General features: G+C 35.8%; 16 protein-coding genes. 11 read left to right on the forward strand and 5 right to left on the reverse strand.

Annotated features, from left to right (window positions below; all coding sequences use genetic code 11):
• Positions 1-45 precede the first annotated feature (45 nt).
• The 10 genes from E4O01_RS11350 to E4O01_RS11395 all read left to right on the forward strand — a co-directional run bounded on the left by E4O01_RS11350 (position 46) and on the right by E4O01_RS11395 (position 8905).
• Positions 46-657, forward strand: coding sequence for a hypothetical protein (locus E4O01_RS11350; protein WP_253692297.1), 612 nt, complete (start codon positions 46-48; stop codon positions 655-657).
• Positions 626-1354 (forward strand): LptA/OstA family protein, encoded by a 729-nt coding sequence (locus tag E4O01_RS11355; protein WP_253692298.1) that lies wholly within the window; start codon positions 626-628, stop codon positions 1352-1354. Before E4O01_RS11350 ends, E4O01_RS11355 begins: the two co-directional genes overlap by 32 nt.
• Positions 1347-2084 carry an LPS export ABC transporter ATP-binding protein gene (lptB, locus tag E4O01_RS11360; RefSeq protein WP_253692299.1) on the forward strand — a complete coding sequence of 246 codons (738 nt, stop codon included), beginning with the start codon at positions 1347-1349 and terminating at the stop codon, positions 2082-2084. Before E4O01_RS11355 ends, lptB begins: the two co-directional genes overlap by 8 nt.
• 11 nt (positions 2085-2095) lie before the next feature.
• Complete coding sequence (pth, locus tag E4O01_RS11365; RefSeq protein WP_253692300.1) at positions 2096-2722, forward strand: aminoacyl-tRNA hydrolase; 627 nt, start codon at positions 2096-2098, stop codon at positions 2720-2722.
• Positions 2723-2762: 40 nt separating this feature from the next.
• On the forward strand, positions 2763-3458 hold the full coding sequence (locus E4O01_RS11370; protein ID WP_253692301.1) for an early set domain-containing protein: 696 nt from the start codon (positions 2763-2765) through the stop codon (positions 3456-3458).
• A 188-nt stretch (positions 3459-3646) separates the two neighbouring features.
• The gene (murA, locus tag E4O01_RS11375) at positions 3647-4927 is read left to right on the forward strand and encodes a UDP-N-acetylglucosamine 1-carboxyvinyltransferase (protein WP_253692302.1); all 1281 of its coding nucleotides are present in this window, start codon (positions 3647-3649) and stop codon (positions 4925-4927) included.
• A 117-nt stretch (positions 4928-5044) separates the two neighbouring features.
• Positions 5045-5986 carry an ABC transporter permease gene (locus E4O01_RS11380; RefSeq protein WP_253692303.1) on the forward strand — a complete coding sequence of 314 codons (942 nt, stop codon included), beginning with the start codon at positions 5045-5047 and terminating at the stop codon, positions 5984-5986.
• A 3-nt stretch (positions 5987-5989) separates the two neighbouring features.
• Positions 5990-6949 (forward strand): ABC transporter permease, encoded by a 960-nt coding sequence (locus tag E4O01_RS11385; protein ID WP_253692304.1) that lies wholly within the window; start codon positions 5990-5992, stop codon positions 6947-6949.
• On the forward strand, positions 6946-7944 hold the full coding sequence (locus E4O01_RS11390) for an ABC transporter ATP-binding protein (RefSeq protein ID WP_253692305.1): 999 nt from the start codon (positions 6946-6948) through the stop codon (positions 7942-7944). The genes E4O01_RS11385 and E4O01_RS11390 overlap by 4 nt, the downstream gene beginning before the upstream one ends.
• Positions 7937-8905, forward strand: a complete 969-nt coding sequence (locus E4O01_RS11395; protein ID WP_253692306.1) for an ABC transporter ATP-binding protein — start codon at positions 7937-7939, stop codon at positions 8903-8905. The genes E4O01_RS11390 and E4O01_RS11395 overlap by 8 nt, the downstream gene beginning before the upstream one ends.
• Here the strand turns inward: E4O01_RS11395 and E4O01_RS11400 are convergent.
• On the reverse strand, positions 8885-9760 hold the full coding sequence (locus E4O01_RS11400) for a phosphodiester glycosidase family protein (protein WP_253692307.1): 876 nt from the start codon (positions 9758-9760) through the stop codon (positions 8885-8887). The genes E4O01_RS11395 and E4O01_RS11400 overlap by 21 nt on opposite strands.
• Before the next feature lie 109 nt (positions 9761-9869).
• Between E4O01_RS11400 and E4O01_RS11405 the strand changes: the two genes are divergently transcribed.
• Positions 9870-10814, forward strand: coding sequence for a cation diffusion facilitator family transporter (locus E4O01_RS11405; RefSeq protein WP_253692308.1), 945 nt, complete (start codon positions 9870-9872; stop codon positions 10812-10814).
• On the opposite strand, the gene E4O01_RS11410 is transcribed toward E4O01_RS11405, so the two are convergent.
• Genes E4O01_RS11410 through E4O01_RS11425 form a run of 4 tightly spaced genes read right to left on the reverse strand, consistent with a single transcriptional unit; the run spans position 10811 to position 15555 of the window.
• On the reverse strand, positions 10811-11614 hold the full coding sequence (locus tag E4O01_RS11410; protein WP_253692309.1) for a M15 family metallopeptidase: 804 nt from the start codon (positions 11612-11614) through the stop codon (positions 10811-10813). The two genes, E4O01_RS11405 and E4O01_RS11410, sit on opposite strands and share 4 nt — an antisense overlap.
• Positions 11615-11637: 23 nt before the next feature.
• A complete protein-coding gene (locus tag E4O01_RS11415; RefSeq protein WP_253692310.1) occupies positions 11638-11961 on the reverse strand; it encodes an STAS domain-containing protein in 324 nt (107 codons plus the stop codon).
• Between the two features lie 12 nt (positions 11962-11973).
• Positions 11974-14100, reverse strand: coding sequence for a PP2C family protein-serine/threonine phosphatase (locus E4O01_RS11420; protein WP_253692311.1), 2127 nt, complete (start codon positions 14098-14100; stop codon positions 11974-11976).
• A gap of 3 nt (positions 14101-14103) precedes the next feature.
• The gene (locus E4O01_RS11425) at positions 14104-15555 is read right to left on the reverse strand and encodes a PP2C family protein-serine/threonine phosphatase (protein WP_253692312.1); all 1452 of its coding nucleotides are present in this window, start codon (positions 15553-15555) and stop codon (positions 14104-14106) included.
• Positions 15556-15605: the final 50 nt, after the last annotated feature.

The raw sequence follows: 15605 nt of genomic DNA on the forward strand, positions 1-15605 counted from the left end.
GTCAAAACCTTTTGACTAAGATTAAAAAAGATAGTATAATAAACCATGAATTTTAAGAAAGCTCAAAATTTGCTTATAGCCTCTATTCTGCCTATTATATCATTTTCTTGCAGTTTAAACTATAGTAAAGAGGCACAAATTTTTGAAAAAAAACCGAATTTTGTATTTAAAAATGCAAATTTGGACCAATATGAGGAAAATTCTTTAAATTTACGCATAAATTTCGCAAAATTGGAGATTTATGACACCGATAAAACGTGGGCAGGAAAGAATTTGCGCTTTTTTAAAATAGATAAAAAATCGCTCGAAAAAGACAATCCTGAGGCGGAACTCAAGGGAAGAGCCGGACTTATAAAAATAGACGAAAAGAACAATAACTACTTTTTAGGGCAAAAGGTTTTTTTTGAAGATTTAAAAGAAGGCCTGATGATTTCGGGCGAGGCATTTTTTTGGGACAAAAAAGAAAATATTCTTTACGGAGTGGAAACCGGCTCGGTCACTGTAAAACAGGGAGATGAACTTTATATAAGCGGAGAAGGATTCATTGCAAATACCCTTTCCAAAGAATTCGAATTTTTACACTCAATTGAGGGTAAGATTAAAACTAAAAATGAGGAGAAAAAAAATGAAGAAATTTCCGAATCACAAGAACAATAAGATTTTTATCTTATGTTTTTTTATATTTTTCTCCCTGTCACATGCCGCAGCTGAAATCTCCACTATAAGTTTCAAAGCAGACAAGGTAACAGCCTCCGTTGCTGAAAATAAAAAATCGACAAATTTAATCGGCAATGCCGAAATCAAAGTAGACAGTTTAACCATATCGGCAGACCGCATTGAAATTTTCGGAAAAGATTATCGGTATGTGAACGCAAACGGCTCGGTAAAGGGCAGCGATACCGAAAAGGGTTATAGTTTTCAGGCAGATCTTATCAACTTTGATAGAAAAACCGATACGGTTACAATGTTCGGAAAAATAGAACTGAAGGATACAAAAAATGATGTAACTATCACTGCCGAAAATATGGAGTACAAAAAAAAACAAGAAGTAATGATCATACGCTTCAGTGTTAAAATAATAAATAAGGATATAAATTGTATTTCGATGTTTGCCCTGTATAATAGAAAAGAGGCGAAGGTTGAGTTAACAGGCCGTCCTATCGTAAAAAAAGCAAAAGACGAATTTAGAGCCGGAAAAATTTCGGTAAATCTGGAGACGGAAGACATAGCTCTGGATGGCCGCGTCAGAGGTTCAGTAGAGCAAGTAAAAGAAGAAAAAGACGACACCGATAAAACCGAAAATCAAAATGAATCAGAATCAACTCAAAATCAAGAGGAACAATCCAATGTTTGACACAAAGAGCATTTTAAAAGTTGAAGGATTAAATAAATTTTTTAGAAAAAAACATGCCGTAAAGGATGTTAGCTTTTCGATGAATCAGGGAGAAATTGTAGGACTTTTAGGCCCAAACGGAGCCGGAAAAACAACTACATTCTATATGATTGTTGGTTTTTACAAACCGAATGCGGGAAATATTTATCTGGACGGTAAAAAGATAACGGCCTTACCAATGTATAAAAGAGCTCATGCAGGTATTTCTTATTTACCGCAGGAAGCCTCAGTTTTTAGAAAACTTACTGTCGAGCAAAATATTTATGCTATCTTGGAAACACGCAAAGATCTTTCCAAAGAACAAAAAAAAGAAAGACTGGAATTCTTACTTGAAGAGTTCGGAATTACGGCAAACAGAAAGCAACAAGCCTACACTCTTTCCGGAGGAGAAAGAAGACGTACGGAAATAGCACGAGCTTTAGCTATAGAGCCCAAGTTTTTACTTTTAGATGAACCCTTTGCCGGTATTGATCCGATTGCAGTACACGACATAAAAAGCATAGTACGCATTTTAGCTAATCAAGGTATAGGCATCTTGATAACCGACCACAATGTCAGGGACACCTTGGAGATAACCGACAGGGCATACATAATAGGCAGCGGAGAAATTGTAGAACAGGGCTCCAAAGACGAAATTCTAAATTCCGAGATTGCCCGCAAAATCTATCTTGGTGAAGAATTCAGAATGTAATTGGAGATGAGATGATAGACTTAATCGCTTTTTTGGGTAATTACGGAAAAAAATATGAGAACACAAGGCATAATGCAGCTTGGGTTTTATGTGATTTAATAGACATAGGAACAAATGCCGTATGGCAGAGTAAATTTAAAGGACAATACGCAAAGGCATCTCCTTCCATAACAGGAGGAAGAGTAATCCATTTGTTAAAGCCCGAAACCTATATGAACCTATCTGGAGAAAGCGTAATTTCAGCCGCTTCCTTTTTTAGATTAAAGCCTGAAAATATTTTGATAGTGCATGATGAGCTGGAGTTAAAACCCGGCATTATCAGCTTTAAATGGGGAGGAGGCCTTGGAGGACACAACGGCCTGCGCTCTGTAAAATCGGTTTTAAATACGGCAGATTTTTTCCGTTTGAGGATAGGAATAGGCCGGCCGGATTTTTCTTCTCAAGGAGGAGATTCTTCGCCCGATATTTCAGGTTATGTCCTTTCCCGTTTTGCACAATCAGAATTGGAAACCATAAAAAGCCAGGTATCCAATGTAAATTCTTTTTTCAAAGAACTGCTTGAAGCCGAAGAAGCTCAAACTCTTATAAAAAAATGGGCCAAGGTTCTGCCTCCTCAAAGCGGAGTACTTATCTCTTAAGATTTTTTTTATTTTTCCGAAACTAAAATGAGGAATGATAATGAAAAAAACACTAGGTCTATTATTTTTTATTGCTCTATTTTTGCCCTCAGTTTTTTCAGAAAAGGGTATTGAACCGGAAGTTTATCAAAAACTAACAGAATCAATCGTAAGAGTTGAAGCGCCCAAAATTAAGGACGGATATATAATCTTTACATCCTCTGCAAAAAGACATATAGGAATAGCTTTTTCACATGAAGATTACAAGCGCATCCATTCTTTTAAAAAACTCAATCGAAGCGAATTCGAAAAAACTATTTTTTTCTATATTTTTCCGATTCCTGATGAGTTAACCGAAATAAGGTATAGGCTTGTAATAGACGGACTTTGGTCGCCAGATCCGATAAATCAGAATACGGCTTTTGATAATCTGCACAGCATGAGCGTTTCCTGCATTAATGTTCCCTATAAAAAAGAATATAAAACCGGAATAAGCAATAAAAATGCAGTAAAATTTACCTATTTGGGAGAAGCTAAAAAAAACATAAAACTTGCGGGTTCATTTAATAACTGGGATCCTTTTATGTATGATCTAATCGAAGTTTCTCCCGGAAGATATGAACTAAATTTGAACTTACCCTCAGGCACTTGGCTCTACGCTTATTTTTCAGGCGGAACCCGGCTGCCCGATACTACAAATAAAAATTATGTATATACCGTTGACGGTCGTGTAGCTTCAGTTATTACGGTTAAGTAAATTGTTATTTTATAGGAGATTCGATAAACAGTTCGGCAGGAATTCTGCCTCACTGTTTATCTTCGAGTTTTGTGCTTTGCACAAAACATCGCATTATTGTATGTAGTTTTGCTTTATGCAAAACTACTTGAAAAAACTTTTTTCGCAAATTGATATTTGCTACAAAAAGTTTTTATAGGAGGTTAAGTATGCACGAATATATTATACAAGGCGGCTTCCCTGTAAAGGGAACAATAAAAGCAAGCGGAAATAAAAATGCTGCCCTTCCCTGCATTGCCGCAGCCATTCTTTCGGAAGAACCTATAATTTTAAAAAACATTCCGGAAATTGAAGATGTTTTTGTAATGCTTCAAGTCTTTGAAGCATTAGGAGGGCATTACGAAAAAATAGAAAAAAACGTATTCAAGCTTCAAATCGAAAAAGTAAAAACAAGCAAGATACCGGAAGATTTAGCCTCAAAAATAAGAGCCTCCATTTTATTTGCAGGCCCTCTTTTAGCAAGAACAGGCAAGGCCATTTTGCCTCCTCCCGGAGGAGATGTTATAGGCCGCCGAAGATTAGACACTCATTTTTTGGCCTTAACCGAATTGGGCGCCAGAGTCGAAACGGATCAAAATTTTTCTTTCATCGCTCATAAATTAAAGGGTGAAGATATTTTCTTGGATGAAGCTTCCGTTACCGCAACCGAAAACGCTATCATGGCAGCAAGCCTTGCAGAAGGAACAACCATCATTACAAATGCAGCAAGCGAGCCTCATGTTCAAGAGCTTTGTAATATGTTAAACAAAATGGGCGCAAAAATTAGCGGAGTCGGCTCAAATATATTGACAATTGAAGGAGTCAAAAAATTAGGCGGAACGGAACACCGAATAGGTCCGGACTATATGGAAATAGGTTCTTTTATAGGACTTGCATCGGTTACAAGGGGACAGCTTAAAATAACTGACGTGGAACCGAGGGATATGAGACCCTTAAAAGTAGCTTTCGGTAAACTAGGCATAGGCTGGACTCTTGAAGGAACAACGCTGACCGTTCCCGATAAACAAAAAATGCAGGTAAACTGTGACCTCGGCGGAATGATTCCTAAAATCGATGATGCTCCATGGCCCGGCTTTCCGCCTGATCTGACAAGTATTATGACGGTAATAGCAACGCAGGTTGAAGGAACGGTTTTAATTCACGAAAAGATGTTCGAATCAAGAATGTTTTTTGTAGATAAACTCATAGGTATGGGAGCACGCATTACCTTGTGTGATCCCCACCGTGCAGTTATTTCCGGCCCAAGCTCACTCCATGGAAGCGACTTGGTTTCACCGGATGTAAGGGCCGGTATGGCAATGGTGATAGCGGCCTGTTGTGCCCGCGGAGAAAGCATTATCAGAAACGTCTATCAGATAGAGCGCGGTTATGAGCATTTGGTTGAACGCTTAAAATCCATAGGCGTAAAAATCGAAGTTAGAGAAAAATAAGTCAATATTCAATCTGCACCGCTCGGTGCAGATTTTTTTTAATAAAACCTCTTCCTATTATGCCGAATTTGTGATATTCTGTTTTCCAAGCTCAACAAAGAAAGGCTCATTTTAAAGATGCTTAACTTTATTTTTAAAAGAATTTTATATGGTATTCTTACAATGTTCATCGTTGCCAGTATTACCTTTTTTTTGGTGCATATTATTCCGGGGAATCCTATTGAAACAATAGCAGAAAATCTGCCTGAAGAAAGGAGAGCAGACCTTTATTCTCAATACGGCTACGACAAACCTCTTTTTACTCAATACATAGTTTTTTGGAAAAATATTTTAATTAAAGGAGATTTAGGCACATCTCTTTATTATCGCGGGAGGCTCGTTACGGATGTAATAAAAACCCATGCTCCCATTTCTGCAAGACTTGGACTTCAAGCCTTATTCTTCGGAGTTTCTGCGGGTTTGCTATTCGGCATTTTGGCAGCAGTAAACCGCGGAAAAAAATTCGACTACAGCCTTATTTTAATTGCGGTGATAGGCATATCCATTCCGAGTTTTGTTATGGGACAAATGCTTCAATATTTTTTCGGCATTAAACACAATCTCCTTCCAATTACAGGATGGGGAAGTTTTAAGTATACTGTGCTCCCGTCTTTGGCCTTAGCTATAGGGCCCATTGCAAAATACTCCCGGTACATGCGTTCCAATTATTTGGATATTGTAAATCAAGACTATATTTTAACGGCAAGGGCCAAGGGTGCTTCAAAGGTAAGAATTATAAAAAGTCATATTTTGCGTAATGCCTTTTTACCTATCATAACAATGCTCGGCCCTCAAATCGCATTCACCTTTACCGGAACATTTATAATTGAAAATATTTTTTCGGTACCCGGATTAGGCTCTTACTTTGTACGTTCAATTTCGGAAAGAGATTATACAATGGTTATGGGGCAAACCATATTTATCTCGTTTTTATATGTAACATCTTTAATTATAGTCGATATAGCTTATAATTTACTCGACCCGCGGATTAAAGTTCAAACAAAAAATGAGGTTCTTTAGTTTATGAATAAAATAGATTCCGATTGCAATAATCAAATTAAAGAACTCGATTTAAAACCTGAAGATTTTATCCCTGTCAACAGAACAAAAAAAACTCTTCAAACTACAAGGGTAAGTATTGGTTTTTGGGAAGATGTAAGAAGGCGCTTTAAAAAAAGCAAACGTGCCCTTTTTTCTTGCATAGTTTTAGGATTAATTATTTTGGTATGTACATTCGGGCCTATCTTAAGCGGATACCCGGATGATGAAGGAAATTTAAAAGAAAAAAATATGAGCCCTTCCTCTTCACACTTTTTTGGAACGGATGAATTAGGGCGCGATATATTTACGAGAGTATGCAAGGGCGGAAGAGCCTCTCTTTTAATCGCAATTATAGGTACTGCAATAGATATAAGCATCGGCTTGATTTATGGAGGAATCTCGGCCTATACAGGAGGAAAAACGGATACCGTAATGATGAGAATAGTAGAAATACTTTCAAGTGTTCCTTATTTAATTACCGCTATTTTAATTTCGCTTATTTTCGGTAAAGGTATTTTTTCGATTATCATCGCAATGACAATCACAGGCTGGTGCTTTACGGCACGTCTTGTACGGGGGCAGATCCTTCAACTTAAAAATCAAGATTTTGTTTTAGCAGCAAAAGCTTTAGGTACAAGTCCTTTTAAAATAATAGTAAAACATTTACTTCCCAATACCGTAAGCGTTATGATAATAGCTTTGACCTTCGATATTCCTTCATTTATTTTTGGGGAAGCCTTTTTATCTTATATCGGTTTAGGAATACAGCCTCCATATACAAGCTGGGGACTGTTAGCTTCCGAGGCTCAAAAAACGATGCTTTTTTATCCTTATCAATTATTTTTTCCGGCCCTCTTTATAAGTTTGACAATTTTATCGTTACAGATTATAGGTGACGCTTTACGGGATGCAATGGACCCTCATTTAAGGAAGAACAAATGAAGCCGATTCTTCAAGTTAAAAATTTAGAAGTTACATTTAAAAATTATGCCGGAACAATTTATGCAGTAAACGGTATTTCGTTTGATTTGTATGAGGATGAAACTTTAGTGCTGGTAGGAGAATCAGGCTGCGGCAAAAGCGTCACAGCTCATTCGATTTTAAAACTCCTCCCCGGAAAAAAAACACGCATACACGAAAATTCTCAAATTATTTTTGAAGATAAAAATATCTTGGAATATACGGAAGAAGAAATGCAGCACATTCGAGGCAACGAAATATCCATGATATTTCAAGACCCTTTAACATATTTAAATCCTACAATGCCCATAGGCAAACAAGTTATGGAAAGCATTTTAATTCATCAAAGGGTAAGTAAAAAAGAAGCCTTGGAACAAACAATAAAAATTTTAGAATTGGCACAAATTCCCGACCCGGAAAAAAGGCTCAAACAATACCCTCACGAATTTTCAGGCGGAATGAGGCAGAGGGTTTTAATTTCAATTGCACTTGCAAGTAATCCTAAAATTTTAATTGCCGATGAACCGACAACAGCTCTCGACGTAACAATTCAAGCCGAAATCTTGGAACTAATACAAAAAATTCAAAAAGAAACAAAGACAGCGGTAATGCTTATCACACATGACCTTGGAATTGCAGCCGAGATCGCAGACCGCATTCAAGTCATGTATGCCGGAAAAATTATTGAGCGAGGCAAAACCGAACATATTTTTAAAAATGCGCAACACCCTTATACCAAGGCATTGCTTGCCGCTGTTCCATCAGTTAATCAGTTAAAAGAAAAAACACTTTATGCGCCTGAAGGAAATCATCCCGATATGCTTTCCCTTCCAAAAGGATGCGCCTTTGCAGATAGGTGCGAAAAATGTATGAAGGTTTGTCTTACCCATCAACCTCCCGGAATGCAAATAGAAGAAGGTCATTTTACCTCATGTTGGCTTCAACATGAATTTGCAAAAGGAAAAACAGATGAATGATTGTCTTTTACAAGTTTGCAATTTAAAAAAATATTTCCGTCTGGCACACCGCGATGTTCTTCACGCAGTAGATGATGTAAGCTTTTCAATAAATAGAGGGGAAACCGTAGGCATAGTAGGCGAATCGGGCTGCGGTAAAACAACTCTCGGAAGAACAATTCTGGGTTTATACCGTCCTAACGGCGGCAAAATAGTTTTCGACGGAACAGATATAGGTTCTGCCTCAAAAAAAGAACTGCACGCTTTTAAAAAGAGAGCTCAAATAATTTTACAAGATCCTTATGCTTCATTTAATCCGCGCATGACAATTTCGCAAATTATTTCTGAAGGAATGGAAGCTCATAACTTATACAAAACAAAAAAAGAAAGAGAGGATGCCGTATATTCTCTTCTCGAAACGGTAGGACTTGTACCCGAACATGCAAATAGATTTCCGCATGAATTTTCCGGAGGGCAAAGGCAGAGAATAGGAATTGCCAGAGCTTTGGCAGTAGAACCCGATTTTATAGTCTGCGATGAGCCGATTTCTTCATTAGATGTTTCAATTCAAGCACAGATAATAAATTTATTGATAAGACTTCAAAAAGAATTTAAAATGACTTATCTTTTTATTGCCCATGATTTATCTATAGTAAAATATATTTCGGACAAGGTCGGCGTTATGTACTCAGGTAAACTTGTGGAATTCGCAAAAAGTGCAGAACTATATAAAAAGCCTCTTCATCCTTATTCTCAAGCATTAATTTCAGCAATACCGAGCACAGATATAGCCTCGCCTATGTATGCAAGACGCATTCATATCAAAGGGGAAATAAGCAGCGCAATCAATCCGCCGCAAGTCTGCCGATTTTATAAACGCTGCCCCAAGGCCTTTGAAAAATGCAAATCGATTTCTCCCGATCTTGTCGAGATTGAAAGCGGACATTTTGCAGCCTGCCATTTACTCAATGATAAAACCTAAATTAGTCACAACCTTGCGTAAACTAAAATTCGAAATTGACGGAACTTCAACAAAAAAATTATTTTTTCTTTTGATTATCAAAGTACTTGAACCCCCTCCATCCAAATGAAGAGCATGGCTTGCGCCAAGTTTTCGCATAAAAAAATAAGCCTGATTAAAAGTTATACCCCTGCTTTTTTTCTTGTTTTCAGCTTCGGCAAAAAAAATAAACAAAGTTTTACCGTCTTCATCTATCCCCGCACAAGTTCTTGAGTCTTCTCTTGCAATAATATCGGCGATAACGGCTTTTCCGTTTTTTAAAATTACCTTGTGTCCGCTCACTGCATATTCAATACCGACAAGATTTTCAAGCTTTTGTTTTTCGATTATAAAGGCCGAATTATCCGGTGAAAAACAAAGTGCTCCATATTCAAGAAAGGGTTTAGATAAATGTATTTTTTTGTCTATATGAATACCGATAGGTTCTCCTCGTGAAGAAAATAAAAAAGATTTTAATTTAAAAAATGAAGCATTTACGGATACTATTGTATTATGCCTTTTTGCAAAACTTAAAGTTGTTTCCCGTTTCACCATTCCCTTATCATTAAAAAGTTCAGACTCGGTTACAACAATTTTTAACTTAGGATTGGTTAAATCCAATTTTACTGCATGCACTATAAGAGGATAATCTTCATATTCAATATGAGAAATCCAAACACCCTTTGTCAATTCTTCCCATACAAATTCTTTTTTTGAATTTTCTATGAAAGAAAAATCAGGAGAATGTTTTTTATAAATGCTTTGACAAGAGCAAAATAAAAAAAATGAGAAGATAAAAAAAAGCACAAATTTATTTTGTTTAGAATTTAAAAACATAAGCAACCTTACAGATTATTTGTATATACCATTCTATAATTAAGTTTTATAATATTCAATAGCTCTTATCAAGATTGATTTTATTTTACGGTTTTGATATACTATAAAAATGAATAGCGATAATAGAATAAAACTTGTCAGAATTGCATCTCTTACAGCCCTCATAGGAAATATAATAATATGTATTGCAAAACTTATAATAGGTATTTATGCACAAAGTCTTTCGGTAATAGGCGACGGCCTAGACTCGGCAACTGACGTAATAATATCGATCATTACACTTGCGGTGAGTTTTATAATAAACATACCTTCAGACAAAAAACATCCTTGGGGTCATCAGCGTGCTGAAACAATGGCAGCTCTCATCTTATCATTTATAATAATGACAGCAGGGTTTCAACTTTTTCTTACAGCAGCAGGAAAACTAATAAATGTTTATAAAGGAACTGCAAATATTCCGATGCCCCACATACTTGCAGTTATCGTTACGGCATCTTCGATAGCCGTTAAACTCCTTTTAGCTTTAAATCAACATATTCTCGGCAAAAAAGCGGGAAGCATGATGATTCAGGCAAATGCAAAAAACATGACAAATGACGTTATTCTTTCTGCTTCGGTTTTAACCGGTCTTGCAATCTCATACTTTTTTAATGCGCCGTTTTTTGATGCAATTACAGCCCTTTTGGTAAGTGTGTGGATTATGAAATCGGGCATAGAACTTTTTATAGAATTAAATGTTGAACTAATGGATGGAAACACAAACGAGCTCTTATACAAAAAATTATTTGAAGCTGCAAATTCCGTTGAAGGCGCACATAATCCTCATCGAGCAAGAATAAGGAGGATGTCCAATCTTTTAGATATTGATCTGGATATAGAAGTTGATGCCAAAATAAGTATCTGCGAAGGCCACTGTATCGCTGAAAAGGTAACTTCTGCAATAAAAGAAAAGATAGAAAATGTTTATGATGTAATGATACATGTTGAACCCTACGGCATCTGCAACTGCGAAGCCGAAGGGTTCGGCCTATCCGAAAAAGACATTGAAGCCTAATTGAGTTTTGCTTTTTGTTTTTTCCAAATATGAATGAACTCCAGCATATATTGCTGAACATCACCGAACCATTCTTTTTGAAACTTGCAAGCCTCAACGCCTAAATATCTGTAATGCCAACTTTCCCATTTATAGCCCGTAATATGCTCCATATGCTTTGGATAGGAAAGCGACCAGCCGTACTTCCACGCATTCTTAAGCATCCATTTCCCTGCAGCAGTACCGGCATAAGAATTCGAAATACTGCCGAAATCTACAACAGTACCCAGCTGATGCTGACTTGCCCCGGGAGGTGCTGAAAAAGATAAGGCTTTCTTTTTACCGTATACACGAACATATCTTGCAAAAAGTTTTGATTGATAATTATAAGGTCTATAAGCCGAACTTACCCATATTTTTATTCCATCTTTTTTTGCTGCCTCTGCCATCTTTTGTAAAGGCCGTTCTGCAATTTTTGCCAGATAAATATCGAATCGATCGAGAAGATATTTTCTGTCTTTCATATTGAACAACAATATAACGTTTTTAGGCTTATAAGTATTATCAAGAAGATGCTTTTTATCGACCAAAATCAATTCTCCTTCTTTTTCTGCAGCCAAAACTTTATTTAAGTCTTTAAAAAACTTTTTTTTATTTTTGTTTATTTTATCGCGTATATTTTGCGGAAGAATTTTTGAAAATTCAACATAATTTTTTTTATATACATTTTCATCCGAATCTGTTTTATCATTTGGATAGATGCAAAGTATTAAAATAAAAAAGAAAGAGAGAAAAAAATACTTCTTTAGAGTAGAATGCATACTTTAATATTTATAAAAATTATTTATATCTCATCAACAGAATGGATAATATTGAATACATCCGAAAAACCGGTTGTGTCCAAAGCCATTTTGACATCTTTTGCAGGATTCAAAATATACAGTTTATGTCCGTTATCTTCGCCGTCATTATGTGCAGACATTAACACGCCGATACCCGATGATGAAAGACTTATCACCTTTGATAAATCTAAAATCACATCATTATCTTTAATCGCCGAATATACTTTTTTTTCAAAGTCACCTGACGTATAAAGATTGACGGTACCCTCGACAGTTAATAACAAACATCCGGATACATTTGATTCATTAATAATTAAATTTTCCATAGTACATCCTTTTTATATATGTTTAAACGTCATGATAGTGATATCGTCTTCAATTTCTTTGGCAATATAATCCAAAAAAGTTCTATATATGATATTAGAAATTTCGTTTGCGGATTTTGTTTTATTTGCTGCAATCAATCGACTGACTCTGTCATTTCCGAATTTATCACCTTTTAAGTTTTTAGAATCCAACAAACCATCAGTCGTAAAAACTATAATATCGTTACGGTTCATTGTGATTCTTCTAACCTTTAAAAATGGCCTTATATTTTTTACAAAACCCAATACTTTTCCTTCACCTTGAATCTCTATAACATTTTTATAAGAATCGATATACATCGACATAAGAGGAATACCGCAGTTAAGATAATAAATTGTAGATGTTTTAAAATCAATGATACCGAAAAGTCCGGCAAGGAAAGTTCCTTTGGGAAGATTATCTTTAATAAAAGAATTTATTTTTACTACAAGTTCTTTAAAATCCGGAGTTTCAGAAAGATAGGTATGTAGAACCGATTTTAAAATAACCATCGACATACTTGCACTCAATCCCTTACCGGAAACGTCTCCTATCAAAAATAAATATCTATCTTCAGACAATCTAATAAAGTCTGTAAAATCGCCTCCCAGTTGATGGGCTGAAAAGGCAATCGAATCCACATCAATAACCTTTTTTTCGACGATATCGATATTCTTTTGAATTGCCCCGATAATCTGATCCGACATTTCGATTTCACGGTCAAGAATAAGAACTATATCCTGTTTTGCTATATTTCTCAAATAATAAACAACCAAGAAAAAATATGAATAAAGACTTTTCAATACATCAAAATCATAAGCAGTATAAGCTTCATTCTTTTTCTTAGCAGAAATAGCTATAACGCCTATCAATTTTTGTCCTTCACGAACGCATATTAAAATTTCGGAATATGTACTGTTCATAAAACCGATCAAGTCACTTCTTACATTCAAAAAGTCGGGGTTTGTTAAAACCTGAGACCTCATTACAACCTGAATATTTTCATTCAATAAAAATTCAAAAATAGGCTGTTTAGCATTAAAGCCGGTGTTTATATCCAATGTAGAATAAACAGGCTCCAGTATTTCATTTTCACTCGCAATTAAAATACTGATAGATCCGGCGCGCAGTTGAGCCAATAAAACATTTGAGAAGTTTTTCATGACCTTTTCGCGGCCTTCGGTATAATCAATTTTTTGTAATTTTTCTTCGATAGCTTTTGCATACTCGGAAGTATCACCAAAAAACCATCTCATTTTTTGCGATACAAAATTTCGAATGACAAGAAAAATAAAGGCGCCGATTATCAACAAAACAACTTGCAGATAAAAGTTTCTTACATATGTCAAAACCCAAGAAGCCCAAAATCCCGTCACAGCAGCAAAAATTAAAATAAAAATTAAAAACCTCAATAAAATAAAACCTAATCGTTTTCTGTCATAAACCATTGAGGTTGAAAAACCGTATGATGCAAAGAAGATTAAAAACAAATATCCTAAAGGGTTTATTGCAATCGCCCATGAAAAAATATGAGCGATATAATGTACAGTACTCCAAATTACCGCACTAAAAAGAAGAGCCGTAAAATAAATAGCCATCTGCTGCCGATAAATTCTGCCGGGTTCTTTAATGATTTTAAAAACGGAAACAGCCATCGCTAAAATAGGCACTTCCAACAGAAGAAGTCTTTGAAACATATCTGCAGCGGAACTGCCTGCTATCATTGCCGAATTAAATTTAAAACCTAACAAGGCATTCCAAGAAAAACTTTTTATAAAGAAGATTGCCAGCGCGGCTATACCTGCGTGCAAGACGGCATTAAAGATTGTAAAGGAAAAGTTTTTTTTATTTTCAAAGCGCGGCATTTTTATTGTAAACTGCAAGGTAAAAAACGAAATTGCAGCCATCCCAAGCATGAATATTTTTGAGATAGGAACAATTACCGCAGAAATATTAAAATATATAGACAATATTAATGCCAAAAAAAGCAAGGTCGTTATTGCCGTACTTACTGCGATCATAAAAAGATCCCGAGCATAGGGCTCCTTTTTATAACCCAGATTTATTGCAAGTATCGTTAAAACAACAAGAAAAAAGAATACAAAAACAATCAGACCCATAACTTACCCCTTTACCTTAGCACACATTATTGTAATGTCATCCCTCATGGGCTGATTACCTGTATGGGCATAAGCCATTCCTGCGACCTTCTCGACAATATCTTCTGCACTATCTTTAACAAAAGATTTTATAGATTCCATATAATTATCGGTCTCGGCCAATTCAACACCTTCATTGTTCATAGATTCAGGAACACCGTCCGTCATCATTAAAATTACATCACCCCTATAAAGCGGTCTCTCATGAACTTCAATCTTATCGAATTCGATAATTCCTACAATACTGCAAGTAGATTCAAGAACCTTTACCTTGTAACCGTCAGGAGATTCCGTAAGAATCATAGGGTCTTCCATCGAAGCGTTAACATATTTTATGGTCATTTTTTCCGTATCGACGAGGCCCAAAAATAAAACAGTGTACTTATCCAAAAGTCCCATTCGTTTTATGGCGCTGTCAACAGCAAGAATCAAAGCAGGAAGGTCTTCTTTATTTTTGGCTATCTTGATAGTATTAACAACAATACCCATAACCAATGCTGCAGAAAGCCCCTTTCCCGAAACGTCTCCTACAACAAGAAGAGTTTTATTGTCATCTATTTTTATGGCATCATAATAGTCGCCCGATACGTTTACAAGAGGTTTAAAATAAGCTGCCAGCTCAAGCATAGGCATTTCAGGAAGCTTTTGAGGAAGGAAGGCTTTTTGCGTATTTGCAACCATGTTCCATTCCTGACTCAATTCCGAAAAATATAAGAGCTGTTCAAGAGTAGAAATTCTGTTTTGATAACTTAAAAATTCCGAAAACATTGTGTTAAAAATTTCAGGTTCTATCTCATTAAAATATCCGCAAATGATAAAAAAATGAATATCGTCTAATAAAACCGCAGCAATACGGGCTTTTTTTAGCGTACATTTTTGCATATCGGCATTAAAATAATAAACACCCGGCTTATATTCCGCCGTAATTTCATTTAGCGAAGTAAAGGTTTCAGGAGAAGAAATAAATCTTGATGAGCTGTTATATAAAACAATATTATTGCCGGCATCTACGAGCATAACCGAACAATCACCGGCATACTCAAGTTCAGTTTGAACCGCATCTATCAAGTTTTCAATTGTATAGCAGAACCTCAGCCTTTCCAAAAAAGAGACAAATATTTTATTCTTTGGCCGAGCATATTCCGTGTTTTCTATTTTTTTATAGAACGTCCGCAAAAGATAATCCGTAAAGATAGCAACAATAATAAAAACCAATGCTCCTATGGCAAAGCGGTGTTCTTGTCTTATTTCAGGGATTCTTGCCAACCGGCTTAGAGCTAGGGTCATATCATTAGCAGAATAAAATTTGCCCAAAAACAAAAATCTAGGACTAACGAATATTGAGAAAAGAGCAAAAACACTGCCCATTCCAATACTTATTAGAATATTAGAAAGCAATTTGCGTAATTTTATCATTAATGACCTCTCCAGCGTAGGAGATATTATACCATAAAATGAAATAAAGA

It is taken from the genome of Treponema sp. OMZ 790 (assembly GCF_024181285.1).
Lineage (GTDB): Bacteria > Spirochaetota > Spirochaetia > Treponematales > Treponemataceae > Treponema_B.